A 23,635-nucleotide genomic window follows, 5' to 3' on the forward strand; every position below is an offset into this window, starting at 1 on the left:
AGGGCTAATAGAGCTACTCGCGACATATAAACCGCTCTACGAAAAAGGGCGCGCTATAGCGGCGCGCCCTTGCCTATCCCTATATGAACCGGTTTCAGCCGCCGACCTTTTCACCCGCCAGCATGAACCAGGTTTCGAGTACCGCGTCGGGGTTCAATGACACGGAATCGATGCCCTGCTCCATCAGCCATTTTGCAAGCTCGGGGTGATCCGACGGCCCCTGACCGCAGATACCGACATACTTGCCCTGTGCCCGGCACGCCTGGATGGCCATGGACAGCAGCTTCTTGACCGCCGGGTTACGCTCGTCGAAGAGATGCGCCACGATGCCCGAATCGCGATCCAGCCCCAGTGTCAACTGCGTCAGGTCATTGGAGCCGATGGAGAAGCCATCGAAATGCTCCAGGAACTCATCCGCCAAGAGGGCATTGGCCGGCAGTTCGCACATCATGATGATCTTGAGTCCCTGACCCTGAGGAGATGAAGAGGCACCCCGCTCGAGCCCATTGGCTTCCATCAGGGAGACGACTTCACGCCCTTCTTCCGGCGTTCTCACGAAAGGCACCATGATCTCGACATTATCGAGGCCCATGACATCGCGCACCCGCTTCAGGGCGCGGCACTCCAGCTCGAAGCACGGACGGAACGTCTCGGAGATGTAGCGCGAGGCACCACGGAACCCGAGCATCGGATTCTCTTCACCAAGCTCATAGAGTTTGCCGCCGATGAGATTCTCGTATTCGTTGGACTTGAAATCCGAGAGCCGCACGATGACGCGCTTGGGATAGAACGCCGCCGCCAGAGTGGAAATGCCCTCTGTCAAGCGGTCGATGTAAAAGCTGACCGGATCGTCATACCCGGCGGTACGCAAATCGATGGTCTGCTGCAAGTCGGCCGGAAGTGTGTCGTAATCGATCAGAGCCTTGGGATGCACGCCGATCATGCGATTGATGATGAACTCCAGACGCGCCAGTCCGACCCCCGCATTGGGTAAGCTGGAAAAGCCAAAGGCACGGTCGGGATTGCCGACGTTCATCATGATATGGAAAGGCAGCGTCGGCATATTATCGACCGTCGTCGTCTGACAGTCGTAATCGAGCAAGCCATCGTAGACATGGCCGGTGTCACCCTCGGCACAGGACACGGTCACTTCGCGGCCATCGGCAAGCGCCTGGGTCGCATCGCCACAGCCCACGACAGCGGGAATACCCAATTCGCGCGCGATGATCGCCGCATGGCAGGTGCGTCCGCCCCGATTGGTGACGATCGCGGAGGCGCGTTTCATGATCGGCTCCCAGTCGGGGTCGGTCATGTCGGTCACCAGCACATCGCCGTCGTGTACCTTGTCCATCTGCTCAGGACTGCCCACGATCTTGACCGCGCCCTGGCCGATGCGCTGGCCGATGGCGCGGCCATCCACCAGTACACGGCTTTTTTCCTTGAGCTGAAAACGCTCGAGCTTGCCGCCTTCCACGTTGGAGACCACAGTTTCAGGACGTGCCTGAACGATGTACAGCTTGCCATCGTCGCCATCGCGCGCCCATTCGATATCCATCGGGCATCCATAGTGCGCCTCGATGGTCACCGCTTGCCGGGCCAACGCCATGACCTCGTCATCGCCGAGACAAAAACGTTGACGATCGGCGTGCGACACATCCACGGTCTTCACTGAACGGCCAGTGGCGCTTTCTTCGCTGTAGACCATCTTGATCAGCTTGGAGCCTAGTGTCCGCCGCAGCACCGCCGGGCGTCCTGCCGCCAGCGTCGGCTTGTGCACATAGAATTCATCAGGATTGACCGCCCCCTGAACGACCGTCTCGCCCAGCCCCCAGGACCCCGTCACGAACACGGCATCGCGATAGCCAGATTCGGTGTCGAGCGTGAACATCACGCCGCTGGCCGCCGTTTCGGAGCGCACCATCTTCTGCACGCCGGCGGAAAGCGCCACGTTCTCGTGCGGATAACCTCGATGCACGCGGTAGGCAATGGCACGGTCATTGAATAGTGACGCGAAGACTTCGTGAACGGCGCGTTTGACGTTGTCGAAGCCCTCGATATTGAGGAAGGTTTCCTGCTGCCCCGCAAACGACGCATCGGGTAAGTCCTCAGCCGTCGCAGAGGAGCGTACCGCCGCCTTGAGGTGCGGATGCTTGTCTTGAAGCTGGCCATACGCCTCGGCCAAGACCCGCTCGAAAGCCGGTGGCAGTGGCGTATCGATGACCCACTGACGAATGCGTGCTCCCGTCTCGGCAAGTGCCGTGACATCGTCGACATCCAGACGCGCCAACGCGTCGTTGATGCGCTCGTTGAGTCCCTCGTGCGCGAGGAATTCGCGATACGCGACGGCGGTGGTGGCAAACCCGCCGGGCACGGTGACACCGGCACCCGCCAGGTTGGAGATCATTTCCCCGAGCGACGCGTTCTTGCCCCCCACCCGCTCGACATCATCCATGCCAAGCTGATCGAACCAAACGATATACTCTTCCAAGAGAACCCCCTCGAGTCAGGACGGTCGCGATGACGACGCCGTCACAGCCAGTACCGCGCGGCGCGGCGGATGCTCGTACCCTATCAAGGGGCCTTGCTATTCGCCATTGGTCTAATAGCGAAGGGGTTGGAGTATTTTTACAACAACGTGGCATTTTCGAGATTTCTTGTAGTCGCCGTACCAAGGGCGATGAACACCTATTTGCGCTTGTCAGAAAGGAGCTAGAGAATAGACGTATCATTTTCGCCACGCTCGGACATCGCCATGCCTCGCACCGCTTACTTCATCTCCGATGGTACCGGCATCACCGCAGAAACACTGGGTCGCAGCCTGCTCGCCCAATTCGAGGGCATCGAGCTCAACCTGATGGTCAAGCCCTATATCGATACGCTGGAAAAAGCCCACACCCTGGCGGCCACCATCGCCCAGACCGCCGAACGTGACGGTGCCCGCCCCATCGTGATCGACACCATCGTCGATCAGGCGATTCGCACCATCATTGCCGAGTCACCAGGCTTCAAGGTAGACATCTTTTCGACCTTCCTGGCCCCGCTCGAAGAAGAGCTGGCGACCCATTCCACGTATACGGTAGGACGCACCCATGCCATCAGCCGCGATGACATTTACATGCATCGCATCGATGCAGTGCACTTCGCGCTCGACAACGACGATGGGGCCCGCACGCACCAATACGATCAGGCCGATGTCATCCTGGTCGGCGTCTCGCGTTGCGGCAAGACGCCGACTTCGCTCTATCTGGCCCTGCAATTCGGCATTCAAGCCGCCAACTACCCCCTGACCGAGGATGATCTGGATGAAGACGGCACGCTGAGCATGCCCAAGGCGTTGGCGCCTTATCGTCACAAGCTATTCGCCTTGACCATCGACCCACGGCGACTCGCGGCGATTCGCAGCGAGCGTCGCCCCAATAGTCGCTACTGCTCGATGGATCAATGCATGCAGGAACTGCAGCAGGCCGAGGCACTGTTTCGCCGCTACCATATCCCCTATATCGACACCACACGCTTCTCCATCGAGGAGATTTCCACGCGCATGATCGCCGAGACCAGCCTGACACGTCGTTTCAGCCCGCGTTGAACGGGCTCATAGATCTGCCAATGGATGCGTCTCGGCATCCCAAAGCGGCATGAAAAAGCCATCGATGTAGTGCGCCGGCACGTTGGCGACATCCGTATACGCCCATTGCGGCGTCCGATCCTTGTCGATCAACAACGCACGAATACCCTCGGCCAATTCCGTATGCCGGCAACATTGCACCGAGAGCATCAACTCATCGCGGAACGTCTCCGCCAAGCTGCCATGTCGGTGCCGACACAGCATGCGCCACACCAAGTGCGCCGTGGCAGGGCAACCCGCCGCCAGACGTGCACGATTGGCGGCCAGCCAGGCGTCTTCACGAGGATCATCGAGGATGCGACGTACTACCTGGGTGATATCCGCCGCATCGCTCAAGGTCTGCAGATGATCCAGACGCGGCATGACCTCGGCCCTCGGCGCCAGCGCGCGGTTTTCGAAGTCACGCAAGACTTCCCTGACCGCCTGCTGTGGATGGCGATAATCGGCATTCTCCAGGGCCTTGAGCACATCTTGGCGCGCCTCACTGGCGATGACGCGATCTGCCAATCCCAGCTCAAGGGCATCGCGCGCATTGAGCTGCGCGCCGGTCACTCCCAGATAAACCCCAACACCGCGAGGCATACGCTGGAAAAACCAGCTGGCGCCGACATCGGGGTATAGGCCGATGCTGATTTCCGGCATAGCCAGGCGGCTGGTCTCGGTGACGATACGGTGATCGGCGGCGACCAATAGCCCCAGACCGCCCCCCATGACAACGCCGTCGCCCCAGACGACAAGAGGCTTAGGGTAATGATGCAGGAGATGATCGAGTCGATATTCGGCCCCGAAGTAAGCCTGAGCGGCCTCTCCCTCGTCTCCTGGCGACTTCGTCATGGCACAATACAAGGCAACCACGTCGCCGCCCGCACAAAACGCCTTGCCGCCTGCGCCTTGCAGCCATACCGCATGCACCGACATATCATCCGCCCAGGCATCGAGCTTGGTATGCAGCGAGGTAATCATCGCCAGTGACAAGGCATTGAGACTGTCGGGCGCATTCAGCGTGGCGATGCCGATGCGTCCACCGTCACGCGTGGGCCGTTCTTCGAAGATCACCTCGGATTCCGTCATCACCCCCCTCACCTTCTGCTGCGAAAAGACGATGCAAGCCAGCTGTTCATGCGTACGACCTCATTGTGGCAGAGCGCACGCTCACATGCCGCGCGGCGCGAAGATCCCCGGCGCATTGCGCCAGTAGCCCTTGTAGTCCATACCGAAACCGAACACATAGCGGTCGACGACCTCAAGGCTGCAATAATCCGCCTGGAGCCCTGGCACAGCCTTGCGGTCGTGACGCTTGTCGACCAGGACCGCTGTCGAAATACTCGCCGCGCCCGCCTGACGACAATAGTCCAGAATCGCCGCCAGCGTCGTGCCTTCATCGAGAATGTCATCAACGATCACCACATGGCGATCGGCCATCGGAATCTCGGGCGAGACGCGCCAGAACAGCTCGCCCCCGCGCACACCGCCGCGATAACGTGTCGCATGTAGATAATCCACTTCCAACGGGAAGCCGAGTCGTGTCAGTAGATGCCCCGTGGTGATCAGTCCGCCGTTCATCACGCAGTAGAATACCGGCAGTGTGTCGCCCAGATCATGAGTGATCTCGTCGGCCATACGGTCGAGCGCACGCTCGACTTCCTGCTGCGAAATGAGGCACTCGGCATGCGTCATGACATCGCGCATGGTCGCCAGTGATTCCTGGCACACGGAAGTAGATTGGTTAGGCATCGGATTCCTGATCGTGATCCTGGGAAGCATCATTCACTTCGCCTCGCCCGGCATTGCGCGAACGCTGGCGAGACGACGTGTAGGGAGCCTCGCGGTCGGGCGCCGCCCGCGAGTGGGTAGCGTCGGGTGTCTCGTTCTGATCGTCATCGGCGCTTTTGTAGTTCTTGTCGTTGTCGGCGTCATCCTGAGCGTTATCACCGCCCGTCTCGTCGGTGATCGCCACCGGGCCGGCAATATGCAGTTCGGAAGCCGGCAACGCCAGGCACGCGTCATGTTCACGTACGATATCGTAGACACGCAGCAGGATGTCCTGCTTCATCGTCTGGAATTCGGCCCAATCAGTGGTCCTGGCAAAAGCGTATACGATCAGCTCCAGCGCATGTTCACCATAGCTCTGGAAGTACACTAGAGTTTGCTCATCGGTATCTACGTCGTCATGCGCATCGAGCATCGAGCGGATCGACTTGGCAATGTTCGATACACGCTCGATATCGGTATAACGCAACCGGATGGTCTCGAAAAGGCGGCGGTTCCACATGCGCGAAGGGTTCTCGAGCACCAAGCTGCTGAAGGCGGAATTAGGCATATAGATCGGACGCGACGCGAAGGTGCGGATGCGCGTCAAACGCCAGCCGATATCTTCCACGACCCCTTCGATATCGCGATCAGGGGATTTGATCCAATCGCCGACGCGAAACGGCTTGTCCAGGTGAATCATTAATCCACCCAAGAAATTGGCCAGCATGTCTTTGGCAGCGAAGCCGATTATCAGCCCGCCGGCCCCACCGAAGGCGGCCACTCCCGAGGGCGAGACACCCAGACTCGAAAGAATCAACAATCCGATGACGACGATCACCACCGCGCCCAGTAACTTGGAAACGGCCGATGCCGTATCGGCATCCATAGGCTTGGCGCGATGCCCCCCTGGCGGAAATACCAGGCGTTTTTCGAGAAGTTTTACGGCCCTGAGCCCCGCCCAGGCCAGCAAGAGCAGCGAAATGACGGCACGCGCCTGGAATAGAGGTTCCTCCATCCCATCGATTTCCCAGTGATAACGAATGACGGTCAAACAAAGGAATATCCCCATCACCCAGATCCAGATACGCAACGGGCGTCGCAGCGCCTGAATCAGAATGTCATCCCAGCGGTTGTTGGTTTTCTCCAATAACGGCCCGAGACGCCAGAAGACGACCCAGCTCACCAGATCGACGATCAGCGTCAGGGCGATGACCAAGCCAATCGCCGCCACCCACAGCGGTATGCCCAGAGTGGTTTGAACCCAATCCATCACGGGAGAGAAAAAATCGAACACGAGGATCCTTCCTTCTAGTACAGGTAACCACACCGATACCCAGTGGCGAGATCAGTGCGTGGGCGTTTCCGAGAGTGCCTCGAGGCGCGCATGCGCACGACGCCAACGCGCCAGTGCCGGTAGCGTTTCAAGCTCGGGGCGGGCCCGACCATAACGCAACTTTCCCAGACGCTTGGAAGAATGCCCCGCCGCTGTGTCAAGAATTTCGAGCGCCGCCGGGCGGTCGTTACACACCAGTATCATGTCACATCCTGCCGCCCAGGCAGCCTCGGCACGCGCCGAGGGCGATCCGGCCACGTGCGCGCCAGCCATGCTCAGGTCATCGGAAAACACCACACCCTTGAAGATGAGTTCCTCGCGCAACATGCCAAGCCAGGAAGGCGAAAAACCCGCCGGACGCGAATCGAACGCGGTATACACCACATGCGCCGGCATCACCGCATCCAGCTTGCCGGCGAGCGTCTTGAAAGGGACCAGGTCGCGCTCGCGCAACGCCGATAGTGAGCGCGTGTCTTCGGGTAAAGCATGATGCGAATCAAGACTGACGCCGCCATGCCCTGGAAAGTGCTTGCCCACGGCGATCATCCCGGCCTCGTGAAGCCCATCGACGAAGGCCCCGCCGAGTATGGTGACGATATCGGGGTCGGCGGAAAAGCTGCGGTCACCGATGGCCGGCGCACACTGATCGTCGACGTCGAGCACCGGAGCGAAGGTAATATCGAAACCGCAGGCCGCCATCTCCATACCCAGCAGCCAACCAGCTTCGTGTACCAGGGTGCGAGTCGCCTCAGGGGTTGCGGCATAATCGGCCGCCAACGTCGCCATGGCCGGCAGCCGCGTCACACCGTTGCGCAAGCGCTGGACACGACCGCCTTCCTGATCGATCGCCAGCAGCACATCAGGACGCATATCGCGAATCGCGCGGGTCAAGGCTCGCACTTGCTCGGCATCCTGCGTATTGCGCTTGAAGAGGATCACCCCGCCGACCTCGGGGCGTGCCAGAAGACGACGCTCATCGTCGCTGAGTTGGGTACCTTCAATGTCCAGCATGACCGGACCGAGCGGTTGGGTCATCATCGCGCTCCTGGCAAATGGAGGAAGGATTCTAGGCGGTGAGCGGCACGACGTCGAGCGTAGCCCTGTTGTAAACACCTCTCAGTCATGCAGCCAGACCGGCGTGCCGGCCGGTGCTGCGTCGAAAATGGCCAGCAACGCCTCGTCGCGCAGTCGGATACAGCCATGCGAGGCCGGTGTGCCCATCGGCTGATCGGGTGGCGTGCCATGCAGGTATATATAGCGGCGCTGACTATCCACATCACCCCCGCGATTGACGCCCCGCTCCAGACCACACAACCACAAGATACGCGTCAATATCCAATCCCGCCCGGGGTGGGCGCGAGCCAACTCGGGCGAAAACACTTCGCCGGTAGGACGACGCCCACGAAAGACACTGCCAGGTGGCAATCCATTACCGATAATCGCGCGCACGTAATGCCATCCTGCAGGCGTCTGCCCGCTGCCCTCATGCTGCCCGGTACCATGAGCGCCCGAGGAAATCGCGAATGTCTCGCGACACGCGTCCCCTTCGCGGATCGTCAGCGACTGCGCGCCGAGATCGATTTCCAGCCAGACGCCCCGTTCGGGGGGTAGATCGGCGAGTCGAGGCGTTCGCATCACCCCACCACCTTGAGCGCATCATCGGGCAATGGCGCCTGCATGCCGGACACGACCACCGGACGCAGACGCCGAATCAGATCGCGTACGCTGACATGCTCGTGATAATCCTTGTCGGCGATATCGCGCAAGGCATCGAGACCCGACAGCGTAAAGATCACTGTGCCCAGCATGAAGTGTAACCGCCAGAAGCGTTCCGCCTCGGGTAATTCCGGCGTGGCACGACGTACCAAGTCGCTGAAGCGAGAGAACACATTGCCATAGTGCTCCTGAATGTAACGGCGCAAATGACCCTGTGCCTGAGTATAGGCCAACCCCAGCAAGCGCATGAAGACCTTGAGACTATTGCGCTCGGCCGGCACTTCGAGAACCGTGCGCGCCAGCGTCTCCAACAATACCTCAAGAGGAATGGGCTCATCCCGGTATTGCGCCTCGAGTTCATCCAGCGCTTGATGGAAGCGTTCTGAAAAGGGATCCAGATAACGCGCGAAAACCGCCTGAATGAGCGCCTTCTTGGAACCGAAATGGTAGTTGACCGCCGCCAGATTGACCTTGGCCTTGCTGGTGATGGTACGCAGCGAGGTCTCGGCGAACCCCCGCTCGGCAAACAGGACCTCGGCGGTATCGAGAATGCGCGTCACTGTATCTGTCTGAGCCATGGGGCGCCCCGCGTAGAGTAAACGGATGTTTAAAACAATTCGATTCTAAGCCTTGACGTCGATCACGACAAATCTCCACGTTTGAAACGCCATGCTGCTGGGCGCATGACGGCGCGCATGGTTGCACCGCGCCAAAGACTGGATACAATCACATACTGTATGCTTGAACACGTCAGTGCCTGCCGGAGGCCCCATGTCTCGCTCGTTAACTTCACGCCAGCAACACGTCTTCGATTTTATCGTCAAGACCATGAATGAGCTTGGCTACCCGCCGACGCGCGCCGAAATCGCCCAAGCCTTGGGCTTTCGCTCGCCGAACGCCGCCGAGGAGCATCTTCGTGCGCTCGACCGCAAGGGGGTCATTCGCATGATCCCCGGCACGTCGCGCGGCATCCGCCTCACCGCGGAAGACGACACGGCCTTGACCAACGGCGATGGCCTGCCGGTCGTCGGTGAAGTCGCTGCCGGTAGCCCGATCCTTGCTGCAGCGCACATCGACCGGCACTGCCCTCTAGCACCGGACTACTTCACACCGCGCGCCGATTATCTGCTACGTGTTCGCGGGCTCTCGATGAAAAATGCCGGCATTCTCGATGGCGACCTGCTCGCCGTGCATCGCACCCAGCAGATCCGCGACGGCCAGATCGTCGTCGCTCGTCTGGAAGACGATGTGACCGTCAAGCGATTCAAGCGTCAAGGTCATCATGTCTGGCTACTCGCCGAAAACGAGGAGTTTTCACCCATCGAGGTCGACCTACGCCACCAGGATCTCGAAATTGAAGGCCTCGGCGTCGGCGTGATTCGTGGCGGTGGCGGTAACGGCCTGCACTGAGCCGATACGCCGTTCATCATGCGCAAGATCCTTCACGCCGATTGCGACTGCTTTTATGCCGCCGTGGAAATGCGCGACGATCCGGCGTTACGCGACATTCCCCTGGCGATCGGAGGTAGCCCCGAGACGCGCGGCGTTGTCGCCACCTGCAATTATCCCGCGCGCGCCTTCGGCATCCATTCGGCAATGCCCATGGCACGTGCCATGCGTCTGTGTCCGCACCTGACGCGACTCTCTCCGAACTTCGAAAAATACCGTGCCGTCTCGGCGCGCATCCAGGCACTGTTCCATGAATTGACGTCACGGGTGGAGCCCTTGTCCCTCGACGAGGCGTATCTGGATGTCAGCGAGGTCACACGCTTTCAGGGCAGCGCGACCTGGATGGCCAAATGGCTCAAACAGGAGGCACTGGCGCGGACGGATATCGTCATCTCGGTGGGCGCGGCACCCAGCAAGTTCCTCGCCAAGCTGGCCAGCGACTGGGATAAGCCGGATGGGCTACGCGTGATCGCACCGCATGAAGTCGAGCCTTTTCTCCTCGCTCTGCCCGTCAAACAACTGCATGGTGTCGGCCCGGCGACAGCGTCCAAGCTCGAGGCACTGGAGATCGTCACCTGCCGCGACCTGCGCGAATGGCCGCTCGAAGCTCTGGTCGAGCGCTTCGGCAAGTTCGGACGTCGGCTATTCGAACTGGCGCGTGGCATCGATGAACGCCCGGTACAGATCGAGCGTGAACGCAAGTCCGTCAGCGTGGAGACGACGTATCACCGCGATCTGCCCGACCTGGCCAGCTGTCACGACGCACTCACGCCACTGATCGACCGCTTGATGAAACGCCTTACGCGGCACGGCACGCCAGCCATTCAAAAACTGTTCGTCAAGGTTCGCTTCAACGACTTCAGCAGCACGACGCTTGAAACCGCAGGACGCGAAGCCTTGGGTACACGCTTTCAAGCCCTTCTGGATGGCGCCTGGGCCCGCGGCGAGCGCCCCGTGCGCCTGCTGGGGGTCGGCGTACGCCTAACCCCCGAAGCGCAGCAACGGCAGATGACACTCTTCGACTGATCTCTCCTCAGGCAAAGACGACCGTCTTGTTGCCATGGATCAAGACCCGGTCCTGCAAATGCCAACGTAGCCCCCGCGCCAGCACCGCTTTTTCGACATCACGCCCCAGACGCACCAGGTCCTCGGCGGTATGGCAGTGCGTCACGCGCTGGATATCCTGCTCGATGATGGGCCCCGCGTCGAGCTCTTCGGTCACATAGTGACACGTCGCACCGATCAGCTTGACGCCCCGCGCGTAGGCCTGATGGTAAGGCTTGGCGCCAGCGAAGGAGGGCAGGAAACTATGGTGAATATTGATGATCCGCCCGGCATATCGCTGGCACAGGTTGGGCGGCAGGATCTGCATGTAACGCGCCAGCACTACCGTATCCGCCTGCGCCTCTTCGACCAGCGCCTCGACCCGAGCAAATGCCGCCGCCTTGTCGTGGGCATCGACCGGCACATGATGAAACGCAATGCCATGCCATTCGACCAGCGCACGCAGCGCTTCATGATTGGAGATCACGCAGGGGATCTCGCAATCGAGCTCACCCGCGTTCCAGCGGTACAGCAGATCGACCAGACAATGCGAAGCACGCGAGGCCATCAGGACGACGCGTTTGGGCTTTGCGGTATCGCTCAGTGCCCAGTCCATCGAGAACTCACCGGCAATGGCGGCAAAATCGTCGCGCATCGCATCGATACTCAGCGGCAAAGACTCAGCCTTGATTTCGTAGCGCATGAAAAAGCGCCCGGTGGCCAAGTCCGAGTGTTGATTGGCCTCGGTGATCCAGCCTCCGTGACCAGCGATGTAACTGGATACGCGAGAAACGATGCCCACACGGTCAGGGCACGAGACGATAAGACGATACGAATGGGACATGCGCGCTATCACCAATCCTGAAATGTGGCGGTGATCGGCGCTCTCTTGAGGGAGTCGCTTTTCACCAAAAGGCGCCTATTGTAGCGAATTCGAGGATCACAAGAAGCCTCGATTGTGGCCGCGCCGCGGCATCCCGTATAGTAATGGACATCTTCACGTTAAGGGGTAACGATGTCCCAATCACACATCCAGGTACGCGCACGCCGCAAACCACCCCTTCAGATACTCCCCCTCGGCGGCTGCGGTGAAATCGGCATGAATTTCACCCTTTACGGGCATCTTGGTCACTGGATCGTGGTCGACTGCGGCATGATGATTCGCCAGGACCTTCCTCAAGCGCCCCTGCAAGTCCCCAATATCGACCTCTTGCCTTCTCAGGGTATCGTTCCTCAGGCGATTCTCGTCACGCACGGACATGAAGATCACATCGGCGCGATTGCCTGGCTGTGGCCCCGTTGGCAATGCCCCATCCATGCGACGCCACTGGCCGCCGGCTTGCTGCGTCTGCGCTTCGCCGAGCAGCAACTGCCCACCGATACGATTAACGTCATCACGCCCGACGAAGCCGTGCAAAGCGGTCCTTTCGATGTACGCTTTTTACCGCTGCCGCACTCGATCCCCGAAAGCTGTGCCCTGCTATTGGCGACATCCGACCATCGTGTCCTGCACACCGGCGACTGGAAGCTCGACCCCGAGCCCTTGATCGGTGACCCTGTATGCCCGAAGCGTTTCCAGACACTGGCGCCTATCGACCTCGTTGTCGGCGATTCCACCAATGCTCCCGTCTGCGGACATTCACGCAGCGAAGGCGACGTCGCGCGCGCGCTCGAGACAACGATCGGCGCTTGCCCCGGCCGTGTGATCGTCAGCTGCTTTGCCAGCAACCTGGCGCGCATCCTGGCACTGGGTCGTGCCGCCAAGGCATGCGGACGACGCGTCAGCCTCATGGGGCGTTCGATGGAGCGCATGGTGAACATCGCCCGAGGGCTTGGCTATCTCGAGGACTTTCCTTCCCTGGTCCCCGTTCACGACCTTGGCTATTTGCCCCCCGAAGAGGTGCTGGTCATTGCCACCGGCAGCCAAGGGGAACCACGCTCCGCACTAGCTCGTCTGGCCCAGGGACAGCACGCCGATTTCGAACTCCAGCCCGGCGACAGCGTGATTTTCTCGGCCAAGGCGATCCCGGGTAACGAATTGCTGATCGAGCGGTTAAAGGCAGGGCTCAAGCGCGCCCACGTAACCCTCTACGATGAACTCAACCATCCCGAGCTGCATGCCTCGGGGCATCCCGCACAGGATGAATTGCAGCGTCTTTATGGCTGGCTTGCCCCCCACCGCTTGCTGCCCATACATGGTGAGTTCGCACATCAACAAGCGCATAGTGACTTAGCGGAATCGCTGGGTATCGAGGTGCCCTGGATACCTCGCAATGGCGATATGCTGCGCTTCGATAACGAGGGCCTGAGTTGCCTTGCGCGCCACTCGCTGACGCCGCATATCGTCACTCAGAATCGCATTCATCCCCTGGAAGGCTTGCGCGCTCCCGCCATGTCGAGCATGCATCGCCGCAGCGGCATCTTGAGTTTGACGCTCCCGGTCGTGCGACAGACCGTGGGATGGGCACGCGTGGGGCGTTTGTTGTGGGAGACGAGCCACGACCTTGCACTGGACGATACCGCCCTCGCCGATTGGCTCGACGATCAGTTGGCCATGCATGAAGCGGACACCATCGCCAAGTTACGTCAACAATTGCACGCCCCCTTGATGCATTGGCTCGACGAGCACCTGCGTCATCTTCCCGATGTCCATCTGCATATCATGGCCGCAGAAGAGACCTCGCCTCTCGACTCATGACGCATCTCCTTATGAGGCAGCATGACAAAACGGACCCTACGGTCCGTTTTTAGCGTCCCACGCGCGACACTTACTGCTTGCGTTCCTTATCTTTCTTCGGCGGCCGTCCCCGACGCTTGCGCGGCTTTTCGGACATCAAGTCGTCCAGAGAAAGGCCGGCATCGCTCATCGCTTCACGAATTTCCGCCAACTTCTGCTCTTTTGCGGCTTCTTCAGCTTGGCGCTTGTGATCTTCCTGCTGCTTCTGCTCGATCACTTCACCGATGACTTCCGACAGCTTGTGGAGCTGCTCCATACTGAGCTGTCGCGCGGCAGCGCGAGCCACGTTTTTATTTCGCGCAATGCGCTCCAGAGTATCAGTGGACATTCGCCTCCTCCATTTGAGATAACCAACCTGCAGCATAACGCCTTGGCGTTTCTGAAAAGTATATGACTCGAACTTGGTTTAGCAAGAAAATAATGCCCTCATGCCAAGTTGAACCTTATATCTTTATGGTCAGGAGACACATCACGCTACCGCGAATAAAGAACACACGAAATATTATCCGCCCGTCATATTCATGAAACGCACGATATCCACATCACCATCCGTGCGGAAATGATGGCGCTCGGGTTTCAATGGCATGGCCTCGACGATGCGCTGCTTGAGGCGCTCCATATCACCAGGATAACGCCGTAAAACCTCACGCAGATCGACCGAATGTTCGTTGCCGAGACACAGTAACAAGCGCCCTTCTACAGTGACCCTCACCCGGTTGCAGGTGTCGCAGAAATTATGGCTGTGCGGTGAAATGAAACCGATGCGCGAATCGCTATCCGGCATCCGAAAATAACGTGATGGCCCCAGGGTATCTTCGGTGGTCGGCAACAGCGCATAGTGCGATGCGATAGCCGCGTGGACATCATCGCTGGAATAAAAGGTTTCTGCGCGCGAATGATCGGATACGTCGCCCAGCGGCATTTCTTCGATAAAGCTGATATCCACGCCTTCTCGACGCGCGAAGTCAACCAGATCGATAACTTCATCGTCGTTACGCCCTTTAAGCACGACGGCATTGAGCTTGATACGCTCGAACCCGGCATCGCGCGCGGCACGAATACCGGCAATGACATTTTCGAGATTACCAGTACGCGTCACGTTGCGGAAGCGCTCGGGATCGAGTGAATCAATGCTGATATTGAGGCGCTGCATACCGCCTTCTCGTAGTGCCTTGGCATGCTTGACCAACCCCGCACCATTGGTGGTCATGGCAAAGTCCTTGAGGCCCGGAAGCGCACCGACACGCGACACCAGATCGTCGATGCCACGCCGCACCAGCGGCTCACCGCCGGTCAAGCGAATCTTTTCCACGCCCAGTTCGACGAACGCACGCGCCACCTGTTCGATCTCTTCAAGCGTCAATATCTGTGCACGCGGCAGAAACGTCATGTCCTCGCTCATGCAATAGACACAGCGAAAGTCACAGCGATCCGTCACCGAGATACGCACATAGCGGATCTGGCGCTGAAAATTGTCGATCAGCTCGGTCATGCTTCCTCCCAACGGTTTGCGTCCCGCGCGTCACTGTCACGCGCCGAGACCCAATACGTCCCGCTTGCAGTATGTTCTTTTTTCCAGAATGGCGCACGTGTCTTGAGGTAGTCCATAAGAAAATCGCACGCATCGAATGCCGCACGGCGATGAGCACTCGCCACCATGACCAGAACGATGGGGTCACTTGGCGACAAGCGGCCGACACGATGTACGATACGTATCCCGTCGAGCGTCCAGCGCGTCATCGCCTGCCCGGCAATGTCACGCAGCGCCGCCTCGGTCATGCCGGGATAATGCTCCAGCGACAGGGCCTCCACGTCCGGGCGCTCATTGAAATCGCGCACCAGGCCGGTGAAAGTCACCACAGCACCTATATCATGACGCCCTGTCAGCAATTGACGTTGCTCCTCGCTCACATCGAATACCGGAGACTGCACACGCACATCGATCATGATTGCCCCCTCATCCACCGGTGACCGGTGGAAAAAACGCCACTTCATCCCCACCGGAGAGCGATGTTTCCTCATGCGCCATGGCATGGTTGACGGCACATAAAATGCGCGCAGCAGACAAGGCCGCGAAGCGGGGATCCTGTGCCTCAAGCGCGGTCTTGAGACTCGCGACATCGGGGCTTGTCAGCGATGCGACCGGCACTGTCACCTCTTCAATATCCAGGCGCTCGCGCAATTCGGCGAGAAACTTGACGCGTATTGCGGCGCTGTCGACGGACGGGTTTTCAGACGCGTCGCGCGTCGCGGATACGTCCTCGGAGGCGCGATGCCACTCACCGGACTTGCCGCCTGTCTTGTGTTCCAGGCGCACGCCTTCGACCACCATGTCCTTGTCGACCGCCTTGCACATATCGTAGAGCGTCAGGCACGCAACCGAGACCGCGGTCAGCGCCTCCATTTCCACACCGGTGCGACCCGCCAGACGGCAGCGGGACTCCACATGCACGCAGGAAGCAGCTTCGTCGAGGCGAAAGTCGACACTCACCTTGGACAGCAACAACGCATGACACAAAGGGATCAATTCATGCGTGCGCTTAGCGGCTTGAACGCCAGCGATGCGTGCCGTGGCCAGCACATCGCCCTTGGGCAAACCACCTTCGGCCAGCAATGCCAGTGTTTCCGGGCGCATGACGACGCGTCCGCTTGCCACGGCCTCGCGCTGCGTTTCGGCTTTGTCGCCGACATCCACCATGTGGGCTTCGCCACGCGCATTGAGATGGGTCAAACTCATGTCAGGTCACCGAAGGGTTGTATCGTCACCAGCGCTCCCGCCTCGACGGCGGCACATCCGTCACCGATTTCGATAAGGCAATTGGCCGCCACCATCGAGCTGAGAATCCCCGATCCTTGACGGCCCGTAGTACGCACCCAAAGCTGGCCGGCCTCATCACTGGTATAGACACCGCGATGATAATCGACGCGTCCCTCGCGGCTTTTCAAGGGCTCGGCGGCCAGCGCCGTGAAACGGGACGGTTGCCAGTCATGTTCGCCCTGCATGCGCCGCAACATCGGCTGCACGAATTGCAGGAAGGTCACCATGACTGCCACGGGATTGCCGGGCAGTCCGAAGAAAGGCACCGTCACGCCCCCCGTTTGATGGATACGCCCGAACGCCAAGGGTCTTCCCGGGCGCATGGCGATCTGCCATAACCCCAGCTCGCCGATGGCTGTAAGCGCGGGCTTGACCCAGTCGGCTTGGCCAACCGAGACGCCCCCGCTGGTCATTACCATATCCGCCTCATGGGCCGCCGCCACGAGGGAAGTACGCATGCTGTCGAGATCGTCCTGCAGAATGCCCAGGTCGATGACCTCGCAGCCCAAGCGGCTCAGCAGGCCCTGCAACGAAAACCGGTTGGTATCGTAGATGCCGGCGGGCGGCAGCGACTCGCCCGGCGCCGAGACTTCGTCACCAGTGGAAAACACGGCCACACGTAGCGGGCGAAACACCTCGACCTCCGCGTACCCCAGCGAGGCCAGCAGCCCCAAGTGCTGCGGCCGCAAGCGTGTCCCTGCACCCAGCGCGCGTTGGCCGCGCGCGATATCTTCGCCGGCCTGGCGCACGTTCTGTCCACGCCGCACCCGATCGGGTCGTTCGACGCGCACGCGACCGTGAATCCCCACATCGGCGAGCTGCTCGCTCATGACGACGGTATCCGCGCCGGCCGGCAGTAGCGCGCCGGTAGTAATCCTCACCGCCTGGCCCGGCGCCAGCGATGTCGTCAACCGCGTACCTGCCAGGACATCACCCACCACGTCCACGTACATGTCGCCTGCTGGCGCGTCGTCGGGCCACGCCAGCGTAATGCCGTCCATGGCAGCATTGGTGTTCTGCGGCACGTTGATCGGCGATACCGCATCCACCGCCAATATCCGATTGCCAGCCGCCGCCAGGCTGACCAGGTGCGTAACGACTGGCGGTGGCATCATCGTCGCCAGGGCCTCGAGCGTCTCTTCGACGCTGAGCATCCCCTCGCCCAACTCAAAACAGGATAAGGTCATGACGTCTCCCGAGGGCCGCGACGCATGTCAGGCCAACGTTGCGGCCAGGCCTGTAGCCAGTCGATCAAGGCGTCATGATCGTCCAACAACAAGCGCTCGACACCATCCGGCAGCGCGATATCGTCGGGAGTCGCCACCGCTCGTATCCAGGGATCATCGGCCGCCATCAGCGGCTTTTCCAGGGCCTCGCGATGCAGCTCCAGCTTGGGCAGAGGCCAGGTTTTGAAACCTTCGACCAGAATCAAATCCGGCGCCAAGGGCAGCACATGGGGGATCAACTCCGCGAGATCGGCCTCCTCGCGTTCGGGTGTTTCCATCATCAAGGCAAAACGCTTGCCCGACGCCACCAGCATCGGCGTCGCGCCTGCCCGACGCAGCCGATAACTATCCTTGCCGGGGCGGTCGATGTCGAAGGCGTGATGGGCATGCTTGATCACTGCCACCTGCATTCCCGCATCGGCTAGTCTGGGCAAAAGTGCCTCGAGCAGCGTCGTCTTGCCGGCCCCACTCCAAGCGGCGATCCCCAGCAGTGGCGTGTCTAGCGCATCGAACGATAAGGTCATCGCGTCTCGTCGTCCTCATTCCAAGTCGTCGGGGGGAGAACCCTCAATGGGTAACAGGGGGCAACAAACATGCCGCGCGACCACCATTGATGTGATAGCAAATCGCCTTGGCTCTCCAAAAATCGCACAGGCAGGCAGTCACCGGGTCAAAATGACTCGCTAGAGCGCCAGCGCCGCTCCATAACGTCACGATCATCGGAGGAGTTGAGGTTGGCGAACGCCTCGGGCTGATCGGAAAAATCGACATGACACCACGGGTGGCGCGCATACCAGCGATCTATCTTGCGCTCGCCATCGCGCAGGGCCGCGCCGAGATCGTCGCGCAACGCGGTATCGATCAAGGCCACTACCGGGTACGCCCGTTGGCCGTCATGTGCGACCGCGATACGGCGGTCGCCAAGCCCTTGCTGCAAACGCAGCGCCAGATCCGCCGGCAGCGCCGGGGAATCGCAAGGCACGAACAGCGCCCACGGGGTGTCCACGGCACATAACGCGCTCCACATGCCCATGAGCGGCCCATGATAGCCGCTCTCACGGTCGTTGATGAGCGGATATCCCAGCGCACGATAACGCTCGAGGCTGCGATTGGCATTGATCGCGATGCAACCAGCCTGGAACGCCAAACGGTTTACCACGTGCGTGATCAAGGGCTCACCCGCAAACGACTCCCAGCCTTTATCGCGGCCGCCCATGCGACGCCCTTCTCCTCCCGCCAATACCACGGCAGTCACTTCATTCTCGTGCATGCCTATCGCTCCCGGACTGGCTGTCACTCCCACCATCATACTCGGCTTCACTGCACACGCCGAGCCACTTACCAGGTGCGCACGGCAATGACCGCGTCACACCGCCCCCTGCTTGAAGACACTTACCTGTAGGCATCGTTGTTCGAGGCACCAGTACTCATCGCAGCGCTCGGTCAACACGCTAGGTTGATGGGCACTGAGCACGACGGCATAGCCCGCTTCATGCAGCGACGAAATCAATGTACTGACATCTGCAATCGCCTGACGATCGAGGCTGGCGGTGGGCTCGTCAAGCAGCAGCACGCGCCATGTTTCCACGCCAGCCATGCCAGCGGGTGTGCTAGAAGCCCACGGTCACAATAAATCCAGTGCCGACCGCGCGCTGGGCACACGCGTCTCCGAGCCCATCAGAACGCCTTGCAACGTGCAGCCCAAACCCTCGAGCGACGCGTCGAAACACGTCCCTGCACGCCTCCCGGCGTGCCGAGTGCCACCGCGGTCAATTGCAACAGGTGCTGATCAACGTGCTGCTCAATACCAGCCAGGCCAGTACCTCGCCGATGAGCATTCCCCAGCGGTGCCGAGGAAGCCACTACACGCAAGCTGATCGCATCACTCAGCGACATGGCCTCACCTTCCTCACGCGGCGGTTAAGATCGCCGCGCCGAGGCGCTATCATGGCTCGATAACGTCTCATCACAAAGGATCATCCATGAGCGGATTCGACGTCGGCGCACGTCTCAAGCAATTGCGCACGTTGCGTGATTTATCGCAACGCGAGCTAGCAAAACGTGCCAGCGTGACCAACAGCACGATTTCACTCATCGAGCAGAATAGCGTGAGTCCCTCGGTGAGCTCTCTGAAGAAGATCCTCGATGCCATACCGGTCTCGATCAGCGAGTTCTTCGCCGGCGAGAAAACCAGCCCCCAGGAAAAGGTCTTCTACCGGGCCGAAGAGTTGACGGAAATCGGCGACGGCCACCTCTCTTGGCGCCTGGTCGCCGCACGCCACCCCAGCCGTGGCATGTCGATCATCCACGAGCATTATCCGTCGGGCGCCGATACCGGCGAAGACATGCTCGAACACGAAGGTGAGGAAGGCGGTGTCGTGATTACCGGCATGATCGAGCTTACCGTCAACGGTGACACGCAATGCCTGCATACGGGCGATGCCTACTATTTCGATTCGCGACTGCCGCACCGCTTTCGCAACACCGGCGACGCGGACTGCGTCATCGTCAGTGCCAACACCCCGCCAGGTTTCTCAGAGGGCGGGGCGAGCACACATCATCGGCGTTAGGCGTCATTCATGCTCGGCGGCCGGCGGCAAGACCCAGTTGAGAACGATGCCAACCAAGGCGGCCAAACTCACGCCCTGCAAGGCGTATTCACCACTGCCAAGCTGCATGCCGCCGATCCCGAAGACCAGAATCAACGACACCACCACGAGATTGCGCGATGCGGTCAAGGACTGACCGCCACGCACCAGAGAGTTCATCCCTACCACCGCGATGGAACCGAACAGCAGCGTCATGATGCCGCCCATCACCGGTGTGGGAATGGTCTGCAACAATATACCGAGCTTGGAGACGAACGCCAGCACGATAGCGGTACAGGCCGCGACGATCATGATCGCCGGGTTGAAATTGCGCGTAAGCGTCACCGCCCCGGTGACTTCCGAGTAGGTCGTATTGGGTGGTCCACCGAAAAGGGCTGCCACGGAAGTTGCCAGCCCGTCGCCAAGCAGGGTACGTTTGAGACCCGGTTTTTCCAGATAGTTGCGACGCGTTACCGAACCGATTGCCACCATGTCGCCGATGTGCTCGATCACCGGTGCAATGGCCACCGGAATCATGAACAGGATCGCCGCAAGATTGAAGGTCGGGGTCACGAAATCGGGCCACGCCAGCCAGGCGGCATCATGCACCGGCGTCAGGTCGACCACGCCCATTGCCAGGCCCAGCGCATACCCCACGACGATCCCGCCCATGATCGGGATCAGGCGAATCAGGCCACGCCCGAAGACGGCCAGCACCAGTGTTACCAGCAAGCTGACCATCGACAGCGTGATGGCCTGGGCATATCCCATGTCGCTGTTATCGCCCGTCGCCATGTCCACCGCGACGGGCGCCAATGCCAGACCGATCACCATGATCACCGGCCCCACCACCACCGACGGCAGCAAGCGATGTAGCCAGGCGGTACCCTTCAAGCGCACGATCTGCGAGATCGCCACATAGATCAGCCCCGCGACGAACAGTCCACCCAATGTGGCGGGGATGCCATAGCTGGCCACCGAGCCTTGAATGGGCGCGATAAAGGCAAACGAGGACGCCAGGAACACCGGGATGCTGCGTTGCGTGACGCACTGAAAGATCAAGGTACCAATGCCCGCCGTGAATAGCGCCACACTCGGATCCAGTCCCGTCAAAAGCGGCACCAGCACCAAGGCTCCGAATGCCACGAACAGCATTTGAGTTCCGGTGATCAGCGTGCGCGGCCAGGACGACGTTGGCGTGGAGTTGGCAAGCGGGGGCTCGGTATCCGACATGACGAGAAGTCTCCAAAGCAATTAAAGCAGTACGCTCAAGCACCGCCCACGACGTGCCACATGCCAGGGCGAGGTCCCAAAAAAGCCCCTGAGTGCAAAACGTCAGGGGCCTCGTGGCAGATATCGTCTCAGCGCGTGCCGAATATCTTGTCGCCGGCATCACCAAGACCCGGAATGATGTAGCCATTCTCGTCGAGGCGCTCATCGACGGAAGCGGTATAGATTTCCACTTCGGGATAAGCCTCCTGAACTCGGGCGATACCCTCAGGCGCCGCGACCAGAACGATGACTTTCACGAGCGGACAGCCACGCGCCTTGAGCATATCCAGCGTCGCCACCATGGAGCCCCCCGTAGCCAGCATGGGATCGATGACGATCGCCAGACGCTCGTCGAGATCACCGACGAACTTCTCGAAATACGGCACCGGCTCCAGCGTCTCTTCGTTGCGATAAAGCCCCACCACACTGACACGCGCACTGGGAATGAGATCGGTAACGGCATCGAGCATGCCCAGACCGGCACGCAGAATGGGAACCACGGTCACCTTCTTGCCCTTGAGCAGTTCGACTTCGAGCAAGCCGCCACTCCATCCCGGAATCTCGGTCTTCTGAGTCTCGAGATCCTGCGTCGCTTCATAGGTCAATAACTTGGCGACTTCGCTGGCCAGCTCACGGAAGCTCTTGGTGCTGATACCGGCTTCACGCATCAGGCCCAGCTTATGCTTGACCAGGGGATGTTGGATGGCATGAACGCTCATGTCGGGGGATATCCTTTCGGCGATGACGAGCCGAACCGCACTTCACATCGGCCACGCGGGTACGTCACGGATGCGACCGGAGAGCGGCCCGGATTTGCACGTATTCTAGCGTGCCAGGGAGCGCGGGTTAAGGGGACTAGATGAACTCAGGCTGTGCCGGCAGTTGCCAGTCGATGCCCTCTCGGCCCCGTGCGGCCAGAAAGGCATTGGCTTGAGAGAAGTGACGCTGACCGAAGAAGCCACGGTGCGCCGACAAGGGCGAAGGATGCGGGGCATGCAACACCAGGTGTTTCTGACGGTCGACGAACGATGCCTTCTTCTGGGCATAACTACCCCAAAGCAAGAAAACCACCCCATCGCATTGCTCATTGACCACCTGAATTGCACGGTCGGTGAAGGCCTCCCAGCCCTGCCCCCGATGCGCGCCGGCGTTACCCTGCTCGACGGTCAATACACTATTGAGGAGCAACACGCCCTGACGCGCCCAGGACTCGAGAAAGCCGTGCGAAACCGGGGTCGTGCCCACGTCCTGCGCCAGTTCCTTGTAAATGTTCTGCAATGAAGGCGGTGCGGGGATACCGGGGCGCACCGAGAAGCACAACCCATGCGCCTGGTGTGGCCCGTGATACGGGTCCTGCCCCAAGACCACGACGCGGACCTGATCCAACGGCGTCAACTCGAAGGCACGAAACCAGTGATCCGAATGCGGATAGATCACCTTGCGCGCGGCTTTTTCACGCGCCAAAAACGCGCGCAGCGTCTGCATGTAGGGCGCCTCGAATTCCGGGCCCAGATGACGTTGCCAGCTATCCGGCAAGACTTGAGACATCACACACCTTCCTTACGCTTGCGTTGGGCAACGAGACTCATGAATCGCGCGAACGCACCTGGTCGACCAACGGCTCGACATAGGCAATGCCCATGTCCCACGGGAACTGAATCCAGCAGTCCTGCGCGACTTCGGTCAAGCACTGATCGACCAGCGGACGACCTTCCGGCTTGGCATAGATGGTCACGAAATGCGCCTTGGGCAGCATCTCGCGCACCGCCTGCGCCGTCTTTCCTGTATCGACCAGGTCATCGACCAGCAACCAACCATCGCCATCGTGATCGACGCCCTTCATGACGTTCAGGCCGCCCTGCTCCTTGTGTTCGTAACTCTTGATGCACACGGTATCGATCAGACGCACATTGAGTTCACGCGCGATCAATGCAGCGGGAATCAATCCGCCGCGGGTGATCGCGACGATACCTTTAAAGTCTCGCTCGACGAGTTGGTGACACAGGACACGCACATCGCGATGCAACTGGTCCCAGGAAACGGTGAACTGCTGGTGGTAGCGATCGGTACTCATT

At 60.2% G+C, this 23,635-nt stretch carries 26 protein-coding genes; 5 read left to right on the forward strand and 21 right to left on the reverse strand.

Translation table 11 applies throughout. From position 1 onward, the window contains the following. Window positions 1–94: 94 nt before the first annotated feature. Window positions 95–2,488, reverse strand: a complete 2,394-nt coding sequence (gene ppsA, locus OP496_RS03955) for a phosphoenolpyruvate synthase (protein WP_280562181.1) — start codon at window positions 2,486–2,488, stop codon at window positions 95–97. Window positions 2,489–2,752: 264 nt separating this feature from the next. Here ppsA and OP496_RS03960 point away from each other — a divergent pair, with 264 nt between their 5' ends. Continuing rightward, window positions 2,753–3,586 (forward strand): pyruvate, water dikinase regulatory protein, encoded by an 834-nt coding sequence (locus tag OP496_RS03960; protein WP_280562182.1) that lies wholly within the window; start codon window positions 2,753–2,755, stop codon window positions 3,584–3,586. Window positions 3,587–3,592: 6 nt separating this feature from the next. Here OP496_RS03960 and OP496_RS03965 read toward each other — a convergent pair whose 3' ends face one another. The 6 genes from OP496_RS03965 to OP496_RS03990 form a co-directional block, all read right to left on the reverse strand. Next, a complete protein-coding gene (locus OP496_RS03965) occupies window positions 3,593–4,696 on the reverse strand; it encodes an enoyl-CoA hydratase/isomerase family protein (RefSeq protein ID WP_280562183.1) in 1,104 nt (367 codons plus the stop codon). A gap of 81 nt (window positions 4,697–4,777) precedes the next feature. Beyond that, window positions 4,778–5,359 carry a hypoxanthine-guanine phosphoribosyltransferase gene (locus tag OP496_RS03970; RefSeq protein WP_280562185.1) on the reverse strand — a complete coding sequence of 194 codons (582 nt, stop codon included), beginning with the start codon at window positions 5,357–5,359 and terminating at the stop codon, window positions 4,778–4,780. Beyond that, window positions 5,352–6,671, reverse strand: coding sequence for a mechanosensitive ion channel family protein (locus tag OP496_RS03975; RefSeq protein WP_280562186.1), 1,320 nt, complete (start codon window positions 6,669–6,671; stop codon window positions 5,352–5,354). The genes OP496_RS03970 and OP496_RS03975 overlap by 8 nt, the downstream gene beginning before the upstream one ends. Before the next feature lie 51 nt (window positions 6,672–6,722). Next, entirely contained in the window at window positions 6,723–7,745 is a 1,023-nt protein-coding gene (nagZ, locus tag OP496_RS03980; protein WP_280562187.1) for a beta-N-acetylhexosaminidase, read from the reverse strand. Between the two features lie 81 nt (window positions 7,746–7,826). Further along, a complete protein-coding gene (locus OP496_RS03985; protein WP_280562188.1) occupies window positions 7,827–8,345 on the reverse strand; it encodes a L,D-transpeptidase in 519 nt (172 codons plus the stop codon). Beyond that, on the reverse strand, window positions 8,345–9,004 hold the full coding sequence (locus OP496_RS03990) for a TetR/AcrR family transcriptional regulator (RefSeq protein ID WP_280562190.1): 660 nt from the start codon (window positions 9,002–9,004) through the stop codon (window positions 8,345–8,347). Before OP496_RS03990 ends, OP496_RS03985 begins: the two co-directional genes overlap by 1 nt. Window positions 9,005–9,197: 193 nt before the next feature. Between OP496_RS03990 and lexA the strand changes: the two genes are divergently transcribed. Then, window positions 9,198–9,836, forward strand: coding sequence for a transcriptional repressor LexA (gene lexA / locus OP496_RS03995; RefSeq protein ID WP_280562192.1), 639 nt, complete (start codon window positions 9,198–9,200; stop codon window positions 9,834–9,836). An 18-nt stretch (window positions 9,837–9,854) separates the two neighbouring features. After that, window positions 9,855–10,901 carry a DNA polymerase IV gene (dinB, locus tag OP496_RS04000; RefSeq protein WP_280562193.1) on the forward strand — a complete coding sequence of 349 codons (1,047 nt, stop codon included), beginning with the start codon at window positions 9,855–9,857 and terminating at the stop codon, window positions 10,899–10,901. A gap of 7 nt (window positions 10,902–10,908) precedes the next feature. Here dinB and purU read toward each other — a convergent pair whose 3' ends face one another. After that, a complete protein-coding gene (gene purU, locus OP496_RS04005) occupies window positions 10,909–11,763 on the reverse strand; it encodes a formyltetrahydrofolate deformylase (RefSeq protein WP_280562194.1) in 855 nt (284 codons plus the stop codon). 171 nt (window positions 11,764–11,934) lie between these two features. Here purU and OP496_RS04010 point away from each other — a divergent pair, with 171 nt between their 5' ends. Next, entirely contained in the window at window positions 11,935–13,617 is a 1,683-nt protein-coding gene (locus OP496_RS04010; protein WP_280562195.1) for a ribonuclease J, read from the forward strand. Window positions 13,618–13,687: 70 nt separating this feature from the next. On the opposite strand, the gene OP496_RS04015 is transcribed toward OP496_RS04010, so the two are convergent. The 9 genes from OP496_RS04015 to OP496_RS04055 all read right to left on the reverse strand — a co-directional run bounded on the left by OP496_RS04015 (window position 13,688) and on the right by OP496_RS04055 (window position 19,596). Then, window positions 13,688–13,984 (reverse strand): hypothetical protein, encoded by a 297-nt coding sequence (locus OP496_RS04015; protein ID WP_280562196.1) that lies wholly within the window; start codon window positions 13,982–13,984, stop codon window positions 13,688–13,690. 174 nt (window positions 13,985–14,158) lie between these two features. Next, entirely contained in the window at window positions 14,159–15,148 is a 990-nt protein-coding gene (gene moaA, locus OP496_RS04020) for a GTP 3',8-cyclase MoaA (protein ID WP_280562197.1), read from the reverse strand. Beyond that, window positions 15,145–15,603, reverse strand: coding sequence for a molybdopterin synthase catalytic subunit MoaE (gene moaE, locus OP496_RS04025; protein ID WP_280562198.1), 459 nt, complete (start codon window positions 15,601–15,603; stop codon window positions 15,145–15,147). The genes moaA and moaE overlap by 4 nt, the downstream gene beginning before the upstream one ends. A 10-nt stretch (window positions 15,604–15,613) precedes the next feature. Next, window positions 15,614–16,393, reverse strand: coding sequence for a cyclic pyranopterin monophosphate synthase MoaC (gene moaC / locus OP496_RS04030; RefSeq protein WP_280562199.1), 780 nt, complete (start codon window positions 16,391–16,393; stop codon window positions 15,614–15,616). Next, window positions 16,390–17,661, reverse strand: coding sequence for a gephyrin-like molybdotransferase Glp (gene glp / locus OP496_RS04035; RefSeq protein ID WP_280562200.1), 1,272 nt, complete (start codon window positions 17,659–17,661; stop codon window positions 16,390–16,392). Before glp ends, moaC begins: the two co-directional genes overlap by 4 nt. Beyond that, window positions 17,658–18,224, reverse strand: coding sequence for a molybdopterin-guanine dinucleotide biosynthesis protein B (gene mobB / locus OP496_RS04040; RefSeq protein WP_280562201.1), 567 nt, complete (start codon window positions 18,222–18,224; stop codon window positions 17,658–17,660). Before mobB ends, glp begins: the two co-directional genes overlap by 4 nt. Window positions 18,225–18,370: 146 nt before the next feature. Further along, window positions 18,371–18,970: a molybdenum cofactor guanylyltransferase MobA gene (mobA, locus tag OP496_RS04045; protein WP_280562202.1), complete on the reverse strand. Its 600-nt coding sequence runs from the start codon at window positions 18,968–18,970 to the stop codon at window positions 18,371–18,373. Between the two features lie 96 nt (window positions 18,971–19,066). Next, a complete protein-coding gene (locus OP496_RS04050) occupies window positions 19,067–19,273 on the reverse strand; it encodes a hypothetical protein (RefSeq protein WP_280562203.1) in 207 nt (68 codons plus the stop codon). 104 nt (window positions 19,274–19,377) lie between these two features. Continuing rightward, on the reverse strand, window positions 19,378–19,596 hold the full coding sequence (locus OP496_RS04055) for a hypothetical protein (protein WP_280562204.1): 219 nt from the start codon (window positions 19,594–19,596) through the stop codon (window positions 19,378–19,380). An 86-nt stretch (window positions 19,597–19,682) separates the two neighbouring features. Between OP496_RS04055 and OP496_RS04060 the strand changes: the two genes are divergently transcribed. Beyond that, window positions 19,683–20,270, forward strand: a complete 588-nt coding sequence (locus tag OP496_RS04060) for a cupin domain-containing protein (protein WP_280562205.1) — start codon at window positions 19,683–19,685, stop codon at window positions 20,268–20,270. A gap of 3 nt (window positions 20,271–20,273) precedes the next feature. Here OP496_RS04060 and OP496_RS04065 read toward each other — a convergent pair whose 3' ends face one another. From OP496_RS04065 to gpt, 4 genes are all read right to left on the reverse strand, one after another. Beyond that, window positions 20,274–21,521 (reverse strand): uracil-xanthine permease family protein, encoded by a 1,248-nt coding sequence (locus tag OP496_RS04065; protein ID WP_280562206.1) that lies wholly within the window; start codon window positions 21,519–21,521, stop codon window positions 20,274–20,276. A 128-nt stretch (window positions 21,522–21,649) separates the two neighbouring features. Then, window positions 21,650–22,279 (reverse strand): uracil phosphoribosyltransferase, encoded by a 630-nt coding sequence (gene upp / locus OP496_RS04070; protein ID WP_280562207.1) that lies wholly within the window; start codon window positions 22,277–22,279, stop codon window positions 21,650–21,652. Between the two features lie 136 nt (window positions 22,280–22,415). Next, on the reverse strand, window positions 22,416–23,108 hold the full coding sequence (ung, locus tag OP496_RS04075; RefSeq protein ID WP_280562208.1) for a uracil-DNA glycosylase: 693 nt from the start codon (window positions 23,106–23,108) through the stop codon (window positions 22,416–22,418). A 37-nt stretch (window positions 23,109–23,145) separates the two neighbouring features. Continuing rightward, on the reverse strand, window positions 23,146–23,634 hold the full coding sequence (gpt, locus tag OP496_RS04080) for a xanthine phosphoribosyltransferase (protein ID WP_075370279.1): 489 nt from the start codon (window positions 23,632–23,634) through the stop codon (window positions 23,146–23,148). Between the last annotated feature and the right edge of the window lies 1 nt (window position 23,635).

This window comes from Chromohalobacter sp. 48-RD10 (genome assembly GCF_029889785.1).
GTDB lineage: Bacteria > Pseudomonadota > Gammaproteobacteria > Pseudomonadales > Halomonadaceae > Chromohalobacter.

Bases quoted from the DNA above. Each gene is read 5' to 3' on its own strand.
- moaA (WP_280562197.1), bottom strand. From the start codon at position 15,148: ATGACCGAGCTGATCGACAATTTTCAGCGCCAGATCCGCTATGTGCGT.
- nagZ (WP_280562187.1), bottom strand. From the start codon at position 7,745: ATGACCCAACCGCTCGGTCCGGTCATGCTGGACATTGAAGGTACCCAA.
- lexA (WP_280562192.1), top strand. From the start codon at position 9,198: ATGTCTCGCTCGTTAACTTCACGCCAGCAACACGTCTTCGATTTTATC.
- OP496_RS03960 (WP_280562182.1), top strand. From the start codon at position 2,753: ATGCCTCGCACCGCTTACTTCATCTCCGATGGTACCGGCATCACCGCA.
- purU (WP_280562194.1), bottom strand. From the start codon at position 11,763: ATGTCCCATTCGTATCGTCTTATCGTCTCGTGCCCTGACCGTGTGGGC.
- moaE (WP_280562198.1), bottom strand. From the start codon at position 15,603: ATGATCGATGTGCGTGTGCAGTCTCCGGTATTCGATGTGAGCGAGGAG.
- mobA (WP_280562202.1), bottom strand. From the start codon at position 18,970: ATGCACGAGAATGAAGTGACTGCCGTGGTATTGGCGGGAGGAGAAGGG.
- ung (WP_280562208.1), bottom strand. From the start codon at position 23,108: ATGTCTCAAGTCTTGCCGGATAGCTGGCAACGTCATCTGGGCCCGGAA.
- OP496_RS03965 (WP_280562183.1), bottom strand. From the start codon at position 4,696: ATGACGGAATCCGAGGTGATCTTCGAAGAACGGCCCACGCGTGACGGT.
- OP496_RS04010 (WP_280562195.1), top strand. From the start codon at position 11,935: ATGTCCCAATCACACATCCAGGTACGCGCACGCCGCAAACCACCCCTT.
- dinB (WP_280562193.1), top strand. From the start codon at position 9,855: ATGCGCAAGATCCTTCACGCCGATTGCGACTGCTTTTATGCCGCCGTG.
- OP496_RS03985 (WP_280562188.1), bottom strand. From the start codon at position 8,345: ATGCGAACGCCTCGACTCGCCGATCTACCCCCCGAACGGGGCGTCTGG.
- OP496_RS04065 (WP_280562206.1), bottom strand. From the start codon at position 21,521: ATGTCGGATACCGAGCCCCCGCTTGCCAACTCCACGCCAACGTCGTCC.
- moaC (WP_280562199.1), bottom strand. From the start codon at position 16,393: ATGAGTTTGACCCATCTCAATGCGCGTGGCGAAGCCCACATGGTGGAT.
- OP496_RS03990 (WP_280562190.1), bottom strand. From the start codon at position 9,004: ATGGCTCAGACAGATACAGTGACGCGCATTCTCGATACCGCCGAGGTC.
- upp (WP_280562207.1), bottom strand. From the start codon at position 22,279: ATGAGCGTTCATGCCATCCAACATCCCCTGGTCAAGCATAAGCTGGGC.
- OP496_RS03970 (WP_280562185.1), bottom strand. From the start codon at position 5,359: ATGCCTAACCAATCTACTTCCGTGTGCCAGGAATCACTGGCGACCATG.
- gpt (WP_075370279.1), bottom strand. From the start codon at position 23,634: ATGAGTACCGATCGCTACCACCAGCAGTTCACCGTTTCCTGGGACCAG.
- OP496_RS04055 (WP_280562204.1), bottom strand. From the start codon at position 19,596: ATGTCGCTGAGTGATGCGATCAGCTTGCGTGTAGTGGCTTCCTCGGCA.
- mobB (WP_280562201.1), bottom strand. From the start codon at position 18,224: ATGACCTTATCGTTCGATGCGCTAGACACGCCACTGCTGGGGATCGCC.
- OP496_RS04060 (WP_280562205.1), top strand. From the start codon at position 19,683: ATGAGCGGATTCGACGTCGGCGCACGTCTCAAGCAATTGCGCACGTTG.
- glp (WP_280562200.1), bottom strand. From the start codon at position 17,661: ATGACCTTATCCTGTTTTGAGTTGGGCGAGGGGATGCTCAGCGTCGAA.
- OP496_RS04015 (WP_280562196.1), bottom strand. From the start codon at position 13,984: ATGTCCACTGATACTCTGGAGCGCATTGCGCGAAATAAAAACGTGGCT.